This window comes from Mesorhizobium sp. M1027 (assembly GCF_040318745.1).
In the GTDB taxonomy this organism is placed as follows: domain Bacteria; phylum Pseudomonadota; class Alphaproteobacteria; order Rhizobiales; family Rhizobiaceae; genus Mesorhizobium.
Map to the genome: position 1 here is coordinate 234890 of NZ_JAMYMW010000004.1, position 19875 is coordinate 254764.

At 63.0% G+C, this 19875-nt stretch carries 20 protein-coding genes; 19 read left to right on the forward strand and 1 reads right to left on the reverse strand.

Annotation, left to right across the window (positions count from 1 at the left end; genetic code table 11):
- Positions 1-304 precede the first annotated feature (304 nt).
- From NKH50_RS10240 to trmB, 17 genes are all read left to right on the forward strand, one after another.
- A complete protein-coding gene (locus tag NKH50_RS10240) occupies positions 305-1597 on the forward strand; it encodes an imelysin family protein (RefSeq protein WP_352878571.1) in 1293 nt (430 codons plus the stop codon).
- Positions 1598-1652: 55 nt separating this feature from the next.
- Entirely contained in the window at positions 1653-1964 is a 312-nt protein-coding gene (locus NKH50_RS10245) for a (2Fe-2S)-binding protein (protein WP_023676882.1), read from the forward strand.
- Positions 1930-2415, forward strand: coding sequence for a bacterioferritin (gene bfr, locus NKH50_RS10250; RefSeq protein ID WP_352878391.1), 486 nt, complete (start codon positions 1930-1932; stop codon positions 2413-2415). Before NKH50_RS10245 ends, bfr begins: the two co-directional genes overlap by 35 nt.
- A gap of 12 nt (positions 2416-2427) precedes the next feature.
- Positions 2428-4032, forward strand: a complete 1605-nt coding sequence (locus NKH50_RS10255; RefSeq protein WP_352878394.1) for a di-heme oxidoreductase family protein — start codon at positions 2428-2430, stop codon at positions 4030-4032.
- Positions 4032-5105, forward strand: coding sequence for an imelysin family protein (locus NKH50_RS10260; protein WP_352878396.1), 1074 nt, complete (start codon positions 4032-4034; stop codon positions 5103-5105). Before NKH50_RS10255 ends, NKH50_RS10260 begins: the two co-directional genes overlap by 1 nt.
- Positions 5106-5107: 2 nt before the next feature.
- Entirely contained in the window at positions 5108-6214 is a 1107-nt protein-coding gene (locus NKH50_RS10265; protein ID WP_352878399.1) for a DUF1513 domain-containing protein, read from the forward strand.
- A gap of 159 nt (positions 6215-6373) precedes the next feature.
- Positions 6374-7066, forward strand: a complete 693-nt coding sequence (tsaB, locus tag NKH50_RS10270; protein WP_352878401.1) for a tRNA (adenosine(37)-N6)-threonylcarbamoyltransferase complex dimerization subunit type 1 TsaB — start codon at positions 6374-6376, stop codon at positions 7064-7066.
- The gene (gene rimI / locus NKH50_RS10275; protein ID WP_352878404.1) at positions 7066-7560 is read left to right on the forward strand and encodes a ribosomal protein S18-alanine N-acetyltransferase; all 495 of its coding nucleotides are present in this window, start codon (positions 7066-7068) and stop codon (positions 7558-7560) included. The genes tsaB and rimI overlap by 1 nt, the downstream gene beginning before the upstream one ends.
- 21 nt (positions 7561-7581) lie before the next feature.
- Positions 7582-8382 carry a lyso-ornithine lipid O-acyltransferase gene (olsA, locus tag NKH50_RS10280; protein ID WP_352878407.1) on the forward strand — a complete coding sequence of 267 codons (801 nt, stop codon included), beginning with the start codon at positions 7582-7584 and terminating at the stop codon, positions 8380-8382.
- Positions 8383-8444: 62 nt separating this feature from the next.
- A complete protein-coding gene (miaB, locus tag NKH50_RS10285; RefSeq protein ID WP_352878410.1) occupies positions 8445-9854 on the forward strand; it encodes a tRNA (N6-isopentenyl adenosine(37)-C2)-methylthiotransferase MiaB in 1410 nt (469 codons plus the stop codon).
- A gap of 83 nt (positions 9855-9937) precedes the next feature.
- Positions 9938-10930, forward strand: a complete 993-nt coding sequence (locus tag NKH50_RS10290) for a PhoH family protein (RefSeq protein WP_352464821.1) — start codon at positions 9938-9940, stop codon at positions 10928-10930.
- A gap of 17 nt (positions 10931-10947) precedes the next feature.
- Entirely contained in the window at positions 10948-11445 is a 498-nt protein-coding gene (gene ybeY, locus NKH50_RS10295; RefSeq protein ID WP_352878413.1) for an rRNA maturation RNase YbeY, read from the forward strand.
- Between the two features lie 28 nt (positions 11446-11473).
- Positions 11474-12547 carry a hemolysin family protein gene (locus NKH50_RS10300; RefSeq protein WP_254816261.1) on the forward strand — a complete coding sequence of 358 codons (1074 nt, stop codon included), beginning with the start codon at positions 11474-11476 and terminating at the stop codon, positions 12545-12547.
- 69 nt (positions 12548-12616) lie between these two features.
- Positions 12617-14203 carry an apolipoprotein N-acyltransferase gene (gene lnt, locus NKH50_RS10305; RefSeq protein ID WP_352878416.1) on the forward strand — a complete coding sequence of 529 codons (1587 nt, stop codon included), beginning with the start codon at positions 12617-12619 and terminating at the stop codon, positions 14201-14203.
- Positions 14204-14340: 137 nt separating this feature from the next.
- Positions 14341-14760, forward strand: a complete 420-nt coding sequence (locus NKH50_RS10310; RefSeq protein WP_023676895.1) for a helix-turn-helix domain-containing protein — start codon at positions 14341-14343, stop codon at positions 14758-14760.
- 331 nt (positions 14761-15091) lie between these two features.
- The gene (gene metK / locus NKH50_RS10315; protein WP_023719567.1) at positions 15092-16381 is read left to right on the forward strand and encodes a methionine adenosyltransferase; all 1290 of its coding nucleotides are present in this window, start codon (positions 15092-15094) and stop codon (positions 16379-16381) included.
- 11 nt (positions 16382-16392) lie between these two features.
- Entirely contained in the window at positions 16393-17094 is a 702-nt protein-coding gene (gene trmB / locus NKH50_RS10320) for a tRNA (guanine(46)-N(7))-methyltransferase TrmB (protein WP_352740330.1), read from the forward strand.
- A gap of 60 nt (positions 17095-17154) precedes the next feature.
- Here trmB and NKH50_RS10325 read toward each other — a convergent pair whose 3' ends face one another.
- Complete coding sequence (locus tag NKH50_RS10325) at positions 17155-17319, reverse strand: hypothetical protein (protein ID WP_352644412.1); 165 nt, start codon at positions 17317-17319, stop codon at positions 17155-17157.
- A gap of 281 nt (positions 17320-17600) precedes the next feature.
- Here NKH50_RS10325 and rimP point away from each other — a divergent pair, with 281 nt between their 5' ends.
- Positions 17601-18233 carry a ribosome maturation factor RimP gene (rimP, locus tag NKH50_RS10330; RefSeq protein ID WP_352644410.1) on the forward strand — a complete coding sequence of 211 codons (633 nt, stop codon included), beginning with the start codon at positions 17601-17603 and terminating at the stop codon, positions 18231-18233.
- A gap of 46 nt (positions 18234-18279) precedes the next feature.
- Positions 18280-19875 (forward strand): transcription termination factor NusA, encoded by a 1596-nt coding sequence (nusA, locus tag NKH50_RS10335; protein WP_352686820.1) that lies wholly within the window; start codon positions 18280-18282, stop codon positions 19873-19875.

Below are 19875 nucleotides of genomic sequence, written 5' to 3' on the forward strand. Positions count from 1 at the left end.
CGCCGGCATCCCTATACATCGGTGTTAAAGTTGACAGTTCTAGTTTAGAATAATTCTAAACTGTTGTTTCAATTGAATTTTTTCTACGCCACCAGTTGACATCCGGTGTCTTCGCCGTTTTATGGAAGCTCGCGCGTCAGCGCATCCCTTTGATGTCTGGGCCTTGAACCCTTTCGATTGGAGGCATTTCGGTGTCTTTCTTCCGCGAACCGCGCGATGGCGCGACCCTTCTTTGCCCGCTGGCAGCTGCCCGCCGCGGCGCCGGCATTTCATTGATTCCCGAGGAGAGACAGTCATGAGAACGATGATCACGGCACGGTATGGCGGCAGGCTTGCGGCGATCGGCGCCACCGCGATGCTCACGGCGGCGGTGTTCGTGCTGCCGGCCAAGGCGCAAACCGATGCCAAGGCGGTCATCAAGACCTATTCCGACATCGCGCTCGCCAAATATGAGGATTCGCTGATCACGGCCGAGGCGCTCGACAAGGCTGTCGATGCGCTGCTCGCCAAGCCATCAGCCGAGACGCTGAACGCCGCCCGCGAGGCCTGGAAGGCATCGCGCGTTCCCTATCGGCAGACCGAGGTCTATCGCTTCGGCAATGCCATCGTCGACGACTGGGAAGGCAAGGTGAACTCCTGGCCGCTTGACGAGGGCTTGATCGACTATGTCGCCAAGAGCTACGGCACCGAGTCGGATGCCAACGCGCTCTACACCGCCAATGTGATCGCCAATAAGTCGATCGAGATCAACGGCAAGAAGGTCGACGCCACCAATCTGACGCCGGAGTTCCTCTCCGGCACCCTGCAGGAGGCCGGCGGCATCGAGGCCAATGTGGCGACCGGCTATCACGCCATCGAATTCCTGCTTTGGGGTCAGGACCTGCACGGAACCGGTCCGGGCGCCGGCGAGCGGCCCTACACCGATTACGACCTCGCCAATTGCACCGGCGGCAATTGCGACCGTCGGGCGCAGTACCTGAAATCGGCGAGCGACCTTCTGGTTTCCGATCTAAAGGATATGGTCGACGACTGGAAGGCAGGCGGCGCCGCCCGCAAGAACCTTGTCGATGGCGAGCCGAACGCCGCCATTTCGACCATCTTCACCGGCATGGGCTCGCTGTCCTATGGCGAACTCGCCGGCGAGCGGATGAAGCTCGGCCTTTTGCTGCACGATCCGGAAGAGGAGCACGATTGCTTCTCCGACAACACTTACAACTCCCATCTCTACGATGCGATCGGCATCCGTGCCGCCTATCACGGCAGCTACACGCGGCTTGACGGCACTGTCGTGGAGGGGCCGTCGGTGGCCGACATGGTGAAGGCGGCCGATCCGGCGATCGACAAGGAATTGTCGGCTAAACTGGATGTCACCATCGCCAAGATGGAGGCCATCAAGGCGCGGGCGCTTGCCGGCGAGGCCTATGACCAGCAGATCGCCGAGGGTAACGCTGACGGCAACGCCACCGTGCAGGCGGCGATCGACGCGCTGGTCGATCAGACCAAGTCGATCGAACGCGCCGTCGGCACCCTGAAGCTCAATGCCATCGCCTTCGAGGGCTCGGACAGCCTCGATTCACCGGACAAGGTGTTCCAGTAAACTTCGAAACCAACAGCCACGCGGCGCAAATGAGCGCCGTTAGCCAGAGCGACAAATGCTGATCTGCCATTGCAACATCATCACCGAAAAGGAGATAGAGCAGACGATCGTCGGACTGCTGGATGAGGACCCCTGGCAGCTGATCGTGCCGGCGAAGGTCTATCATGCCATGCACAAGCGCGGTCGCTGTTGCGGCTGCTTCCCAAATGTGGTCGAAACGATCATTCGGGTCACCGAAAATTATCACGCCCGCTCGGCGGCGAGCGGCGTGGACATCGTTTCACACCTGGATCGCGTCAGAGGCCTGCGCGTCCAATACGGGAGCAGAACCCATGAAAGGCGAACAGCAGATCATAGAGCGGCTTAACGAGGCTCTGTTTCTGGAACTTGGGGCGGTCAATCAATACTGGGTGCATTTCCGGCTGCTGGAAGACTGGGGATACGCCAAGCTGGCGAAGAAGGAACGCGCTGAATCGATCGAAGAAATGCACCATGCCGACCGGCTCGTGGCGCGCATCATCTTCCTTGAGGGCCAGCCGAACCTGCAGTCCGTGGCGCCGCTGCGTATCGGGCAGAATGTCAAGGAAGTGCTCGAATCCGATCTTGCCGGCGAATATGACGCGCGCACCGCCTACAAGCGTTCGCGCGAGGTTTGCAACGAAGCAGGCGACTACGTGACGATGAAGCTGTTCGAGGAATTGCTGGCTGACGAGGAAGGTCACATCGACTTCCTCGAGACGCAACTCGACCTGCTCGCCTCCATCGGCGAGGAAAAGTACGGCCAACTCAACGCAGCGTCGGCCGACGAGGCGGAATAAGGACATGCCGGAATGCGGCGCCCCCTAGATTGCTTGCGCCGCTTGCCGGCCGAAGATTGCGGCCTGCCGCCTCAGAAGAAGCCGCGATACGGGATCCTTCGCGGCCCTTTTCTTGCCGCGGTGGCGACGCTCACAGCCTCGGCGCTGGCCGGAGCGCCGCAACCGGCGGGGCTTGCCACCAGCCGCACCGATCTGACGCCGAAGGATCTGGCGCGCGTCATCGCGATCACCAGGCCGACCAGCGATTTCTCCAAGCCCGAGCAATTCGAAGTGATGCAGGGCGGCGCCGGCACCTCGAAGAAGGACGTCAACAAGGATGCCTTCTCGCAATCCTCCGCCAACATCAGCTTCGAGGAAGAGGGTACCTTCAAGCTCGGCAATGCCATTTTCCGCAAGAACTGGGTGTCGTCGCCATCCTCGACACAAGCCTCGGATGGGCTCGGCCCGCTGTTCAACGAGCGCGCCTGCCAAAACTGCCATCGGAAGGACGGCCGCGGCCATCCACCCGAAGGCGACAGCGGCACCACCTCGATGTTCCTGCGCCTGGCAAGGGAAGCCAGTACCGAGGAGGAGAAAGCCGCGCTCGCCGATCACAAGGTGCTCAACTTTCCCGACCCGGTCTATGGCACACAACTTCAGGAGCTAGCCGTTCCTGGCCTGCAGGGCGAAGGCAGGATGCATGTCGATTATCAGGAGCAGAAAGTAAAACTGGCGGACGGCAGCGTCGTGTCGCTGCGCAAGCCGAGCTATTCGGTCGAGGGTCTCGCCTACGGGCGGCTCGATCCGCACACCACGCTGTCGCCGCGCATGACACCGCCTATGATCGGCCTTGGCCTGGTGGAGCAGATCGCTCCTGCCGACATCCTTGCGCGTGCCGATGCGACCGACCGCGATGGTGACGGGATTTCCGGCAGGCCCAACATAATACGCGACGGCAGCAGCGGTGAACTGACGCTCGGCCGTTTCGGCTGGAAGGCGCAGGCGGCTTCGATCCGTCAGCAATCGGCGGACGCTTTTGCGGGCGATATCGGCATTTCGACGCCTGAGGTGCCGAGGCACTGGGGCGATTGCAGCGCCGCAGAAAAGACCTGCCTTGCCCTACCCAACGGTGTGCAGGAGCGCCTCGGTCCGGTCGAAGCGCCGCCGCCGGTCATGGACCTCGTGACCTTCTATTCGCAAAACCTTGCCGTGCCGGCTCGGCGCGATCTCGACAGACCGGACGTGCTCGCCGGCAAAAAACTGTTCTACGATATGGGCTGCATCTCCTGCCATACGCCGAAATTCGTCACCCGTCGCGGCACCCCGAACAAAGCGCAGGCCTTCCAGCTGATCTGGCCTTATTCCGATTTCCTGCTGCATGACATGGGACCCGGCCTTGCCGACGGACAGGCGGTGGGCGAGGCTAGGGGAAGCGAATGGCGCACGCCGCCGCTGTGGGGCATCGGGCTCACCCAGACCGTCAGCGGCAACACCTTCTTCCTGCATGACGGGCGCGCACGCAGCCTGGCCGAGGCAATCCTGTGGCATGGCGGCGAGGGCCAGAAAGCGCGTGACCGCTTTGCCGCTGCCAATGCGGCCGAACGCGCCGCGCTGATCAAGTTTCTGGAGTCGCTCTGATGCGGAAGCGTCTTGCACTCGCGCTGATGCTGGTCCTCGCCGATGCGCTGTCGGCATCCGCCGCAGTGAAGGCTTCGGATGTGATCCAGCGGGCGATCGACGGCTTCGTCCGCCCGGCCTATGCCAGGCTGCATGACCATGCGGACAGCTTGGCCAAGACCATGCACGCGCTTTGCCAGGCGCCTTCGCAAGATACTCTCGATGCGGCACGCGCCGAATTCTCAGGCGTCGTGGATGCCTGGTCGGTGGTGGAAATCATCCGTTTCGGGCCGATCGCCGAAAACAACCGGCTTGAGCGCATGCTGTTTTGGCCGGACCGCAAGAGCATCGGCCTGAAGCAGGTGCAGGCAGCACTGGCCGGCAACGATCCGGCGGCCGCCGATCCGGCCCAACTGGCGAGAAAGAGTGTCGCCATGCAAGGGCTCGGCGCATTGGAGTTCGTGCTCTACGGCGATGGGGCCGGTCAATTGGCCGGCAAGGGCGACGCCTATCGCTGCGCCTATGGTGCAGCCATTGCCGGCAATGTCGAGACGATTGCCGGCGAGGTCGGCGAGGCCTGGAACAAGCCCGACGGCTTTGCCGCGCTCTGGGCCAATCCCGGTCCGCAGAACGCGCTCTATCACGACGGCACTGAAGCGGTGACCGAACTGGTCGGCGTCTTCATCAACGAGTTGGAAATGGTTCGCGACGTGCGCCTGAAAGGCTTCCTGGGCGCCAAGCCGGAGGCCGACAAACCGAAACAGGCGATTTATTGGCGCTCGCAGAACACCGCACGCTCGCTGACCGGCAATCTGGCGGGCATGGATGCGCTGTTCCAGGCCTCCCAGCTTGGCGATGCGCTGCCGCCTGATGCACGCTGGATGGCGGAATCGGTCCACATCCAATTCACCAACGGGATCGAGGCCGCCAAGGCGATCAGGGGTCCGGTCGACAAGGCACTAGCCGATCCGACGTTGCGCCAGAAGCTCGACTACTTCGCACTGGTGACATCCAGCCTGACGACCCTGATCGGCGCCAGGCTGACCGCCGAATTCGGCCTGACCGCCGGGTTCTCGTCACTGGATGGCGACTGATCATGAGGACGCCGCTGATCGATCGGCGCGATTTCCTGAGGGCCGCGGGCGCTGGTTTCGTGGCGGCGATGGCGCCTTCGGCCTGGGCAAATACACTCGACGCCGACGCGGTCTTCGCCACCGCTTTCGTCAAGCGCGACGGCAGCTATGGCGCGGCCGTCCTGTCCGAGGCCGGCAAGTTGTTGCACACGATCGATCTGCCCGATCGGGGCCACGACGTTACCTTCGACCCGGTGTCTAAGCGTTCGGTGGTGTTTGCCAGGCAGCCGGGCACCTTTGCTGTCGTCTTCGACCATACCGGCCGCGATGAACCGCACACCATTGCCAGCGTTGCCGGCCGGCATTTCTTCGGCCATGGCGTGTTTTCGGCCGATGGCACGCTGCTCTACGCAACCGAGAACGATTTCGACAATGCCGCCGGCGTCGTCGGCGTCTATGACGCGCATGCGAAATTCAAGCGTATCGGCGAGTTCCCGACATACGGCATGGGGCCGCACGAACTTCTGCTTCTCTCCGACGGCAGGACAATCGCTGTCGCCAATGGCGGCATCGAGACGCATCCGGATTATGGCCGCGCCGAGCTCAATATCGCAACGATGAAGCCTTCCTATGTTCTGGTCGACCGCCTTACCGGCGATCTCACCGAAAAGCACGGATTGCCGCCGGCGCTGCACCAACTGTCGATCCGCCATATGGATGCCGACCGCTCCGGCACCGTCTGGTTCGGCTGTCAATACAGGGGGCCGGGTACCGATCGTCCCCCACTGCTCGGCCGCGCGCCGCGCGGCATGGACTTGAAATTGCTCGACATGCCGCAGGACGTGCTCTCGGCCTTCAGAAATTATATCGGCTCGGTCGCGGCCAACCCTGCCGCCGGCACCATCGCCGTGTCTTCGCCTGAGGGGAATTCGCTTGCCGTGATCGACACGGCCAGCGGCCGCATCGTCGCCACCAAGGCGCTGGTCGAGGTTTGCGGCGTTGCGCCCGATGGGGAAAGCTTCATGGCGACGACCGGCGCCGGCGATATCGTCGAGTCCGGTGGCGCGACCCGTTCAGAGCCGGACTATGTCTGGGACAATCACCTGCTGCGTATCGAACAGGTCGGCTAGTTCCGATACCTATTGTGGGGATTGGGTGCGTTGGAACTTACATTCTTGGACCCGCGCCGAAGCCAAGTCGCCTGACGATTTATCCATTATTCCCTTGCGGGGATCAGCCCTGGCGGGCAGAGGGAAGCTGTTTTCGAAACTGTCTCAACCGGCCGCTTCATGAAGTTGCTTGCCATCGACTGTGCCGCCAATCTCTGCGCCGCCTGCGTCTACGACGCGGCGGCCGGGAAAGAACTCGGCCGTTCGGTGCTCGATCTCGGCAAGGGTCATGCCGAGCATCTGATGGGTGTCATCGAAGGCGCGTTGAAGGCGGCCGGAAGCGATTATGCCAGCCTCGGCGCCATTGCCGTTTCAACCGGTCCGGGCTCCTTCACCGGACTGCGTGTCGGCGTCTCGGCGGCGCGCGGCCTGGCGCTGGCGCTGAAAATCCCGGCGATCGGCGTGACGACTCTGGAGGCACTGGCGGCAGAGACCGCAGCGATATTTCCCCGCCGCGCCGTGCTCGCAGCGCTCGATGCAGGCCGCGATGAGATCCATGCGGCACTTTACGATGAGAGGTCGGTTCTGATCTATGGTCCGGCTGTGACCACGCTCTCGCACGCCGCAGCCATGGCGATCGACATCTCTCCGGTTCTGGCGGGCACGGCGGCAACCCAAATTGCCGCGGCGGCCGGACGCAGCTTCGATCTCGGCGAGACGGCGGCCACCGCCGACATCGCTGTCTATGCGCGGCTGGCCGCGGCCCAAGGTCCCGGTAAACACGGCGAGGGCGAAAAGCCGAAACCGCTTTATCTGCGGGGCGCCGACGCCAAGCCGCAGGCCGGCTTTGTTCTATCCAGGCAAAAAAACTGATGCGCATTCCATTCCTCCAGCCGCGTCGCAGGGACTATGCGATCGAGCCGCTGACGGTTGCCGACAGCGCGGCCATGTCGGTGCTGCATCGCGAGGATTTCGCGCGGCCGTGGACCGACGACGAATTCGCCGCGCTGCTCGAGCAGGAGACGGTGTTCGGCTATGCCGCGCGCGAGACCGGACAGGGTACCAAGCCGCCGGTCGGCTTCGTGCTGGCGCGGCTGGCCGCCGGCGAGGGGGAGATCCTGACGGTCGCGGTGGCACGCTCGCACCGGCGCCGGGGGCTCGGCTGGCAATTGATGGATGCGGTGCTGCGTGAACTGCACGCACAGCGCGCCGAGGCGCTTTTCCTTGAGGTCGACGAGACCAACGTCGCCGCGATCGCGCTCTACCGGCGGCTCGGCTTCCGCGAGGTCGGCAAGCGCGCCAACTATTACAAGTCGCCGGAGCACGGCCCGACCGGCGCGCTTGTCATGCGCCGCGATCTTCGCTAGCCAAACGCCGGGGTGGTGCGGATGATCGGAAAAATCAGGATTTTCCTGGCGCTGGGGCTGGTTGTCGTCGGCTCATTGGTGCTTGTGCCGCTGCAGGTCTTGTCGATGAAGACCGGGCTCTGGCGCGAGACCTTCATCCTGAAGATCTGGCACAGGATGATCGTCAGGGCGCTGGGGCTGCGCATCCATGTCAAAGGGGCGCTATCCGGCCAACGCCCATTGCTGGTCGCCGCCAACCACATCTCCTGGACCGACATCATGGTGCTGGGATCGATGGTCGACGTGACGTTCATCGCCAGAGCCGACATGGCCGGCTGGCCGCTGATCGGCATGCTGTCGAAGCTGCAACGCACCGTCTTCATCGAACGTGAGCGCAAACGTTCGTCGGGCGACCAGGCGAGCGAGATCGCCCGCCGGATGGCCAAGGGGGACGCCATGGTGCTGTTCGCCGAAGGCTCGACCGGCGACGGCAACATGATCCTGCCGTTCAAGAGCACACTGTTCGGCGCAGCTACGATGGCGATTGCTGAAGGGGCGGCCGAACAGGTCTTCATCCAGCCGGTGGCGATCGTTTATACGCGCCTGCATGGCGTGCCACTCGGCCGCCGGCATCGACCGGTTGCCGCCTGGATCGGCGATGAGGAACTGATGCCGCACCTCAAGGTGCTGATGGCCGAGGGCGCTCTCGACGTCGAGGTGCATTTTGGCGAAGCGATTGCTTTCTCCAAGGGCTCCAGCCGCAAGGAGACGGCAAAGCAGATGGAACGCCAGGTGCGCGCGATGGTGCAGGCGGCGCTCGCCGAACCGCGCCCGAGCCGGTAGTCTGCGCGGTACCGGCCAGATTCGTCTGTTTTTTGTCAGTGAAAGGCGCTAGAAGCCGCGAAATGGAATTGAACACGATAGAACGCGACGACATCGGCGCTGCCGCCGAAGACTTGGTCGTTCCGCCTGCCGCGACCAGGAAGGTCTTCGTCAAGACCTATGGCTGCCAGATGAACGTCTACGATTCGCAGCGCATGACCGATGCTCTGGCCATCGACGGCTATGCCGCGACAGACGCCATTGGCGAGGCCGATCTGGTGCTGCTCAACACCTGCCACATCCGCGAGAAAGCGGCCGAAAAGGTCTATTCCGAACTTGGGCGCATCCGGGAGTTGAAGGCGGAACGTGCCAAGGCCGGGCGCGAAATGCTGGTCGGCGTCGCCGGCTGCGTGGCGCAGGCCGAGGGTGCCGAGATCATCCGTCGCTCGCCGGCGGTCGATCTGGTCATCGGCCCGCAGACCTACCACCGGCTGCCCGCTGTGCTGGCGAAGGCGCGGAGCGGAGAAAAGATCGTCGAGACCGACTATGCCGTCGAGGACAAGTTCGAGCATCTGCCGCAGCCCAAGCGCGCCGAACTGATCAGGCGCGGCGTGACGGCGTTCTTGACCGTTCAGGAAGGCTGCGACAAGTTCTGCACCTTCTGTGTCGTGCCCTATACGCGCGGCTCGGAAGTCTCGCGGCCGGTGGCACAGATCGTCGCCGAAGCCGAGCGCCTGGCGGATGCCGGCGTGCGCGAGGTGACGCTGCTCGGCCAGAACGTCAACGCCTGGCATGGAAGAGGCGAAGACAGCGAGGAATGGGGCCTTGGCCGGCTGCTGTTCAGGCTCGCAGAGATTCCAGGTCTGGCGCGGCTGCGCTACACGACCAGCCATCCGCGCGACATGGACGATGAATTGATCGCCGCCCATCGTGATTTGCCTGCGCTGATGCCCTATCTACATTTACCGGTGCAATCCGGCTCCGACCGCATACTCAAGGCGATGAACCGCAGGCATATGGCCAAGGACTATCTGACGTTGATCGACCGCATCCGTGCCGCACGGAACGACATCGCACTGTCCGGCGATTTTATCGTCGGCTTCCCCGGTGAGACGGAAGCGGATTTCGAGGCGACGATGCAGTTGGTGGAAGACGTCAACTATGCCTCGGCCTTCTCGTTCAAATACTCTCCGCGGCCCGGCACGCCGGGCGCCGAAATGAACGATCAGGTGCCGGAGGCCGTCAAGGACGAGCGCCTGCAGCGATTGCAAGCGCTGCTTCTGAAACAGCAGCAGCATTTCGGCGCAAGCCTGGTCGGCAAGACCATCGACACGCTGGTCGAAAAGCCGGGCCGCCAAGCCGGCCAGAAGGTTGGCCGCTCGCCGTGGCTGCAGCCGGTTATTGTTGATGAAAAGGCTGGCGAAATCGGTGACATTATCCGGGTACGAATCACGAAGACAGGCTACAACAGCCTGTTCGCCGAATTGGCCTGAAGGCCTCGGCAGATGAGGAGAGACGGTTGAGCGCTGCTGAAGTCAAGAACCTGCCCCAGAATCTACCCTCCGGGGCCTCGGATATGGCGCACATCGTACTGACTTTCGACAATAACAAGCTTGCCAGCGCCCTTTACGGCCAGTTCGACGAGAATCTGGCCAGGCTCGAGCAGAAGCTCGGCGTCGACATCCGCTCGCGTGGCAACCAATTGACCATCAAGGGCTCTTCCTCGGCCGCCGAGCAGGCACGCCGCGCCTTGGACAATCTTTACGGCATTCTGCAGAAAGGCACTGATATCGGCCAGTCCGATGTCGACGGTGCGGTGCGCATGGCGATCGCCACCGACGACCAGCTGACGCTGCCGACGCTGGAGCGCAAGGGCAAGGTGTCCGCCGCCCAGATATCGACACGCAAGAAGACCATCTATGCCCGCTCGCTGAACCAGGACGCCTATATGCGCGCGCTGGAGCGGTCGGAACTCGTCTTCGGCATCGGCCCGGCCGGCACCGGAAAGACCTACCTGGCGGTGGCGCACGCGGCAATGCTGCTCGAACGCGGCATGGTTGAACGCATTGTGCTGTCGCGCCCTGCGGTCGAGGCCGGCGAACGGCTTGGCTTTCTGCCGGGCGACATGAAGGAGAAGGTCGATCCCTATCTGCGGCCGCTCTATGACGCGCTCTACGACATGATGCCGGCCGACAAGGTCGAACGGGCGATTGCCGCCGAGGTCATCGAGATCGCGCCGCTGGCGTTCATGCGCGGCCGTACGCTGGCGCATGCCGCCGTCATCCTCGACGAGGCGCAGAACACCACGCCGATGCAGATGAAGATGTTCCTGACCCGGCTCGGCGAGAACTCGCGCATGATCGTCACCGGTGATCCGACCCAGATCGATCTGCCGCCGAACACCAAATCCGGCCTGGTCGAGGCGCTGAGAATTCTCGACGGCGTCACCGGCATGGTGACGGTCCGCTTCAATGAAGGCGACGTCGTCAGGCATCCGCTGGTCGCCGAGATCGTCAAGGCCTACGACCGTGACGGCAAGCTGGCCAGGGGCTTGGGTGTCGAAAGCTGATATGATTATGCGGCCGCATGGCTGAGGAGCAAAAGGCGGGAGGGCCGCTTCCCGTCGAGATCGATATCGCGATCGAGGCGGGCGACTGGCCCGACGAGACGACGCTGACGCGGCTGGTCGACCACGCGGTATCGGCCGCCTTTGCCGAGACCGGTGCGGACGGCCGTTCCGAGCTCAGCATCGTCTTTTCCGACGATGCCCATATCCGTACGCTCAATGCCGGCTGGCGCGGCAAGGACAAGCCGACCAACGTCCTGTCTTTTCCGGCTTTTCCCTTTGCCAGGGGCGGGCCCCTGCCGCCGATGCTCGGCGACATTGTACTGGCCGCCGAGACTGTCGCGCGCGAGGCGGCACTGGAAGACAAGCCCGTCGAGGACCATATCTCCCATCTCGTCATCCATGGCCTGCTGCATTTGCTGGGCTATGATCACGAAACGGATGCCGAAGCGGACCTGATGGAAGCGACAGAGCGCGCAGCACTTGCGAGGCTTGCCATTCCCGATCCCTACACGTAATTACAAAAGACCAATTGACCGGACGATGATGAACGACAAACCAGAGACTGCCGCCCGCTCCGACGCCGGCAGTGCGATCAAGCCTTCCGAAACGACGGAAGAGGGCTCGAGTCCGAGTACCACGACCGGCAGCTTCGCCAGCGAGGCATCGCCTGCCGGTCCTTCCCTGTTCGATCGCGTGCTCGGGCTTTTCAGGCACCGCAACGGCACCAGCCTGCGCGAGGAGATTGCCGGTGCGCTTGCCGAAACGGCGAGCGATGCAGAATCCTTCTCGCCCGGCGAACGCGCCATGCTCAACAACATCCTGCGCCTGCGCGAAGTGCGGGTCGAGGACGTCATGGTGCCGCGCGCCGACATCGAGGCGGTCGAGATCACGACGAAGCTCGGCGATCTTCTGGGGCTGTTCGAACAGTCCGGCCACTCCCGCATGCCAGTTTATTCGGAGACGCTCGACGACCCGCGCGGCATGGTTCATATCCGCGACGTGCTGGCGCATATCACCAAGGTCGCCCGCGTCAGAAAGGGCAGGACGACCAGGAAAACCCCGGTCGCGACGGTTCTCGATCTCGCCCAGGTCGATCTGGCGCGCACCATCGGCGATCTCAACCTGATCCGACCGGTGCTGTTCGTGCCGCCGTCGATGCTCGCCTCCGACCTGATGGGGCGAATGCAGACGACGCGCACCCAGATGGCGCTGGTCATCGACGAATATGGCGGCACCGACGGCCTCGTCTCGCTCGAGGACATCGTCGAGATGGTGGTCGGCGACATCGAGGACGAGCATGACGAGGACGAGCCGATGATCACCCAGGCCGGCGAAGGCGTCTTCATCGTCGACGGCAAGGCCGAGATCGACGACGTCGCCAAGATGATCGGCGAGGATTTCGCCGCCGGCGAGCACGGCGAATATGTCGACACGATCGGCGGCATGATCTTCAATACGCTTGGCCGGGTGCCGGCGCGCGGCGAAGTGGTGCAGGCCATACCCGGCTTCGAGTTCCATGTGCTCGACGCCGATCCGCGCCGCGTCAAGCGCGTGCGCATCGTCGAGACCTTGAAGGGCGAGCGGCGGCGCCGCGCCGTGCGCACCGAGCAGGCTTAGGGTTTGTTTGGAGGCAAGCCCGCGGCCTGATAAATCTTGCGTCCTGATTCGCACGACTCGGAAGCATTGATGGAGCGCCAGGCCGGCCGGATAATTCTGCTTTGGGGCTGGCGGCGCGCGCTGGTGGCGTTTCTTGCCGGGGCGCTGGCGGTTCTTGCCCAGGCGCCTTACGATTTCTTCGCCGTCTGCTTCGTTTCGTTCCCACTGCTGGTGTGGCTTCTCGATGGCGCGACCGGCGAAGCCTCGGACGGTTTTCTGCGGCGCTTGCGGCCGGCTTTCGCCGTCGGCTGGTGGTTCGGTTTCGGCTACTTTCTTGCCGGTCTCTGGTGGGTCGGCTCGGCGCTTCTGGTCGAGGCCGACAGCTTTGCCTGGGCCTTGCCGTTCGCGGTGGTCGGCATCCCCCTCGCGCTGGCCTTCTTTTACGGTTTCGCTGCCGTGGTTGCCCGGCTGTTGTGGAGCAACGACATCGGCCGCATCGCCGCGCTCGCCTTCGGCTTTGCGCTGGCGGAATGGCTGCGCGGCTTCCTGTTCACCGGCTTTCCGTGGAATGCCGTCGGCTATGCGGCGATGCCGGTGCCTTTGCTGATGCAGAGCGTCTCGGTGACCGGCATGGTCGGCATGAACGCGCTGGCGGTCTTCGTCTTCGCGCTGCCGGCGCTGCTTGCGGCGCGCCAGCATCTTCGCCTCGGCGCGGCGTTGCTTGTCGTTCTCGTCGCCGCCCATGCCGGCTTCGGCTATATCCGGCTCGCCGCCCCCGAAAAACCGGCGGCCCATAGCCTCGACGTCCGTATCGTGCAACCTGCCGTCGATCTCACGGAAAAATGGGATGCCTCGGTGCGTGACCGCATCTTCGCCACCATGATGGGGCTTTCGGCCAGGGCACCGGAACCCGGCCATGACAGGCCGCAATTGATCCTGTGGCCGGAGACCTCCGTGCCGTTTCTGTTCACCGAACGTCCGGATGCCTTGCCTGCCATCGGAGAGATGCTTGGCGATGGCCAGATGCTGCTTGCCGGCGTCGTTCGCGAGGAAGGCGGCTCGGCGGCTCGCAGCCGTTACTACAACTCGGTCGTGGCGATCGACGAAAGGGGCGAAATCGTCGATGCCGTGGACAAGGTCCACCTGGTCCCCTTCGGCGAATATCTGCCTTTCGCCGATCTGCTCGGCCGCCTCGGGCTTGAGCAGCTTGTTGCCGGTCCGATGACCTTCGCGGCCGGCAATGAGCGGCACCCGATCGCGCTGCCCGGCGGTATCCGGGCGCTGCCGTTTATTTGCTATGAGGTCATCTTTCCCGATCTCGTCGCGGTTGACGCTACGACAGCCGCGCTTATTGTGAACGTCACCAATGACGCTTGGTTCGGCGACACGCCGGGGCCGTACCAGCACTTCAGGCAGGCGCAGATCCGGGCGGTGGAGAATGGGGTGCCCCTGTTGCGCGCGGCTAATAACGGCATTTCGGCCGTTGTCGACCCGCACGGTCGCATCGTCGACGCGCTGGCAATCGATGCACGCGGCGCCATCGATGTGCGTGTGCCGATCTCCAACCAAGCCATCGTTTCCTCCAGCCAACGACGCATTAACGGAATGCTGATCATGTTTTTGCTCGCCGTAGCGGCATGCATTTTGAACGTAAGGCAAAGGCTACGGGCGAATTGACAGCCGACACATTAGAAACTCATACTGTAAGCGCCTGAAAATTTTCGAAGTCGATAAGGTCGTTCTGTTGGGGCACGGGCCGCGGCGTCGTTTGGGCAGCAAAGTAGAAAAAGCCGGAAAAATTCGGCGAGGACAAAATGACAGAAGAAAACAAGAAAAAGCCGAATCCGATCGACATCCACGTCGGAAGCCGCATCCGGCTTCGCCGCAATATGCTGGGAATGAGCCAGGAAAAACTGGGCGAAAACCTCGGCATAACGTTCCAGCAGATCCAAAAGTACGAAAAGGGCACCAATCGCGTTGGCGCCAGCCGTTTGCAGGCAATCGCCTCCATACTCGGCGTGCCCGTCGCCTTCTTTTTCGAGGATGCGCCCGGTCAGGAGCCCGTGGGCAACCGTGGATTTGCCGAGGATGCGTCGATGACCTCCGCCGTCGAATTCTGCGGCAGCCCGGAAGGGCTCCAGCTGAATCGCGCCTTCGTCAAGATCGCCGACGTGAAAGTGCGCCGTAAGATCATTGAGCTTGTGAAGTCGCTCTCCACCGACGAGGTCGATTGACTGGCTCGCGAAGAGTTCAAAGAGGTAGAGTTCGTCGTGGCTGGGCAGGCAATTTCTCGCGCTTGCCCGCATCGAGGGATGTGCATTCCGCAGATGCGCCAAAGCGCGGATCGATTTTGCTCGACACGCTTCCTCGAAGCCGTTTTCCCTCAGTCTGTTGGCGCAAGGGCTGATCGCAGTGCGCCCTGCCGCCGTCTCGGGATGCAAAGATAAATAACGTCAAAATTCATGCCAGAACGGCTGCATGGCTTGACGACCGGCGCCCGGCACCGTTAACAACTGGCGCGCCAAAATCGGCGGCCTGCCGATATTTTTTCAAGAGGGGACACCCGTGACGCGGCACAATTACTTCTTCACCTCGGAATCCGTTGCCGAGGGCCATCCCGACAAGGTCTGCGACCGCATCTCCGACGAGATTGTCGATCTCGTCTATCGCGAAGCCAGAAAGACCGGCATGGACCCGTGGAAGGTCCGCGTTGCCTGCGAGACGCTTGCGACAACCAATCGCGTTGTCATCGCCGGCGAGGTGCGCGTCCCCGAGACGCTGCTCAAGAAGGACAAGGAGGGCAATGTCCTGAAGGATGCGGCCGGCCATCCGATTGTCAACCCGGCCAAGTTCAAGTCGGTCGCCCGCAAGGCAATCCGCGAAATCGGCTACGAGCAGGCCGGCTTCCACTGGAAGACGGCCAAGATCGAGGTCCTGCTGCACGGCCAGTCGCCGGATATCGGCCAGGGCGTCGACAACGCCTCCGACCGGCAAGGTGAGGAGGGAGCCGGCGACCAGGGCATCATGTTTGGCTATGCCTGCCGCGAAACCCCGGACCTGATGCCTGCGCCGATCTATTACAGCCACAAGATCCTCGAACTGCTGGCCGCTGCGCGCCATGAAGGCAGCGGTGATGCAGGCAGGCTCGGGCCGGATGCCAAGAGCCAGGTCACCGTCCGCTATGTCGACGGCAAAGCGGCGGAAGTGACGCAGATCGTGCTGTCGACCCAGCATCTCGATGAGACATGGGATTCGAAGAAGGTGCGCAACGTCGTCGAGCCCTATATTCGCGAAGCACTGGGCGACCTGAAGATCGCCGACAATTGCAACTGGTACATCAACCCGACCGGCAAGTTCGTCATCGGCGGGCCCGACGGCGACGCCGGCCTGACCGGCCGCAAGATCATCGTCGACACCTACGGTGGGGCTGCGCCCCATGGCGGCGGCGCTTTCTCCGGCAAGGACACCACCAAGGTCGACCGCTCGGCCGCCTATGCGGCGCGCTATCTCGCCAAGAACGTGGTTGCCGCGAAGCTCGCCGATCGCTGCACTATCCAGCTTTCCTATGCGATCGGTGTCGCCCAGCCGCTGTCGATCTACGTCGACCTCCACGGCACCGGTAAGGTCGACGAGGCAAAGCTCGAGCGTGCACTGCGCACCGTGATGGACCTGTCGCCGTCTGGCATCCGCCGCCACCTCGATCTCAACAAGCCGATCTATGCCAAGACGTCGTCCTACGGCCATTTTGGCCGCAAGGCCGGCCGCGACGGATCCTTCTCCTGGGAGAAGACCGATCTCGCCAAGGCGCTCAAGGACGCTCTCGCCGAACCGGTCGCCGAAGCAGTCGCCGCCTAACCGCGGCGCCTATGGACCCGAAGGACCGGCCAAGCCGTGCGACCGAGGCCTTTTTCGGTCGCCGGCGCGGCAAGACCATTCGACCACAGCAGGCAGCGGCGCTGGAGAGCGGCTTCGCCGCCTACAGGCTCGATCTGACGGTTGAACCGCCGGCCGATCTGCGCAGCCTTTTCGAAGCCGAAGTTTCCGCTGTCCAGCTCGAAATCGGTTTTGGCGGCGGCGAACATCTTCTGCACCGTGCTACGGCCAGCCAGGCGACCGGCTTTATCGGCGTCGAGCCTTTCGTCAACGGCATGGCCAAGATGATGATGGCGGTCCGGGAGCGGCCGCTTGCCAATCTGCGCGTCTATGATGACGACGCCACGCGCCTGCTGGACTGGCTGCCGCAGGCTTCGCTTGACGGCATTGACCTCCTCTATCCGGATCCGTGGCCGAAGAAGAAGCACTGGAAGCGGCGCTTCGTCAGCCCGGTCAATCTCGACCGCTTCGGGCGCGTCCTGAAGCACGGCGGAAAGTTCCACTTTGCGTCCGACATCGACAGCTATGTGAACTGGACGCTGCTGCATTGCCGTGCGCACGGCGCCTTCACGTGGCAGGCAAGCGAAGCCGCCGACTGGCATCGGCCCTATGATGGCTGGCCGGGGACGCGCTATGAGGCCAAGGCCATTCGCGAAGGCCGACGGCCCGCCTATCTGACCTTCGTGCGGAAATAATCGGGAAATTAGAGCTGAGCACAAGGCGAGCGGGCCGAAGGCTCTCGGCGCTCACCTGGCTCAGAAGCGACGGATATTGTCGAAGGCTGCCGGCTCCATGCCGAGATTGCGCAGATCATGCGCACGCGGCTTGCGACCGTTTTCCACAGCCCGCGACGCTGCTACGGCGCTGCCGAACACGCTAAAGACATCGCCTATGGCTGAAAAAAATCCACGATTGTTCATGATCGTACCCTTTCGAACGCAGTGAGCGCTCCAATTGTGCAATGCAATATAGATAGTCGTGCGTGGCCGGTGCTCAAAGGGGGATCACTGCATGGGCGCCATGCATTTGGCGCAGCGCTGCGGACTCGGAGCCTTGCCGTCATGCACGACGGGCTTGAAACGAGGACCACGATCGTCTATATCAGCTTCAAATTCTTGGTCGGTATGACGAAGAGTGGGTCCACCCGGTCCCGCTCTTTTTTATTACCTGCCGACCAACAGGGATCGAGCGACAGGACCGAATGACAGTGATGGCAAGCGAAGGCGACGATCGCATCATCCGCGAAAGCGGCATCGATGCGCGCATCGCGCTGATCGTTCAGCCGGTACTGCGGGCCATTGGCTTCCGCCTGGTACGTGTGCACCTGTCGGGCCAGAACGGGCTGACGCTGCAGATCATGGCCGAGCGCGAGGACGGCACCATGACGGTCGAGGATTGTGAAGAGGTCAGCCGGGCGGTGTCGCCGGCGCTCGATGTCGATGATCCGATCGAGAAGGCTTATCATCTCGAAGTGTCGTCGCCGGGCATCGACCGGCCGCTGGTCCGCAAATCGGACTTTGCAGCCTGGACCGGCCATCTGGTGAAGATGGAGACGTCGGTTCTCGTCGCCGACCGCAAGCGCTTCAAGGGCAGGATCGCCGAAAGCGACGCGGACGGTGTGGTGATCGAGCGCGACAAGGCCGCTTACGGCGAGGAGCCGACGGTGCGTGTTCCCTACGATGCGATTGCCGAAGCGCGGCTGGTTCTGACCGACGATCTTATCCGCGATGCACTGTCGAAGGACAACCGGGCGCGCAAGGAAGCCAGGAAACGCCGCGGCGAACCCGAAGACGCACCAGCGGGTGCGGAAGACGAAACCGAACAGGAAATGTGATTGGGCTGCCGGCGGTAAGGTCGGCGACAAGCTCGGGAGAAAGAAGATGGTTGTAAGCGCCAACAGGCTTGAACTGCTGCAGATCGCCGATGCGGTCGCGCGTGAAAAGTCGATCGACAAGTCGATCGTCATCGCCGCCATGGCCGATGCGATCCAGAAGGCCGCGCGCTCGCGCTACGGCCAGGAAACCAATATCCGGGCGGATATCAATCCGAATACCGGCGAGATGAAGCTGCAGCGGCTGATGGAAGTGGTCGAGAAGGTCGACGACTACGCGACCCAGATTGCCATTTCCTCGGCGCGCGAGCGAAATCCGGACGCCCAGCTCGGCGATTTCATCGCCGAACAGCTGCCGCCGATGGATTTCGGCCGCATCGCCGCCCAGTCGGCCAAGCAGGTCATCGTGCAGAAGGTGCGCGAGGCCGAGCGCGACCGGCAATATGACGAATACAAGGACCGTATCGGCGAGATCGTCAACGGCACCGTCAAGCGCGTCGAATACGGCAACGTCATCGTCGATCTCGGCCGCGGCGAGGCGATCATCCGCCGCGACGAGCTGATTCCGCGCGAAAACTACAAGTATGGCGATCGCGTCCGCGCCTATGTCTATGACGTGCGCCGCGAACAGCGCGGCCCGCAGATCTTCCTGTCGCGCACCCATCCGCAGTTCATGGCGAAGCTGTTCACCATGGAAGTGCCGGAAATCTACGACGGCATCATCGAGATCAAGTCGGTCGCCCGCGATCCGGGTTCGCGCGCCAAGATCGCTGTCATCTCGCGCGACAGCTCCATCGATCCGGTCGGTGCCTGCGTCGGTATGCGCGGCAGCCGCGTCCAGGCGGTCGTCGGTGAATTGCAGGGCGAGAAGATCGACATCATTCCGTGGTCGCCTTCGGCGGCGTCCTTCATTGTCAATGCGTTGCAGCCGGCGGAAGTTGCCAAGGTCGTGCTCGACGAGGATGCCGAGCGCATCGAGGTCGTCGTTCCCGACGATCAGCTGTCGCTGGCCATTGGCCGCCGCGGCCAGAACGTCCGTCTTGCCTCGCAGCTCACCGGCTGGGATATCGACATCCTGACCGAGCAGGAAGAGAGCGAACGCCGCCAGAAGGAATTCGTCGAACGGTCGTCGCTGTTCATGGAAGCCCTCGACGTCGACGAGATGGTCGGCCAGGTGCTCGCGTCCGAAGGCTTCACCAGCGTCGAGGAAGTCGCGTATGTCGATTCCGGCGAAATCGCGTCGATCGACGGCTTCGACGAGGACACGGCTTCGGAAATCCAGACCCGCGCCCGCGAATATCTGGAGAAGATCGAAGCCGAGCACGACGAGAAGCGCAAGGCCCTCGGCGTCAAGGATGAATTGCGGGAGATTCCCGGCATCACCACCGCCATGATGGTGACGCTCGGCGAGGACGGCGTGAAGACGATCGAGGATTTCGCCGGCTACGCCGCCGACGACCTGACCGGTTGGAAAGAACGCAAGGACGGCGAGACGAAGGTATTCCCGGGTGTGCTCGCCAACCATGGCGTATCACGCGCCGATGCCGAGCAGATGGTCCTGGCGGCTCGCCTGAAGGCTGGCTGGATCACCGAAGACGAGCTTGCCGCCGAGGGTGCGCCGGCTGACGAAACCGTCGGTGCGTGA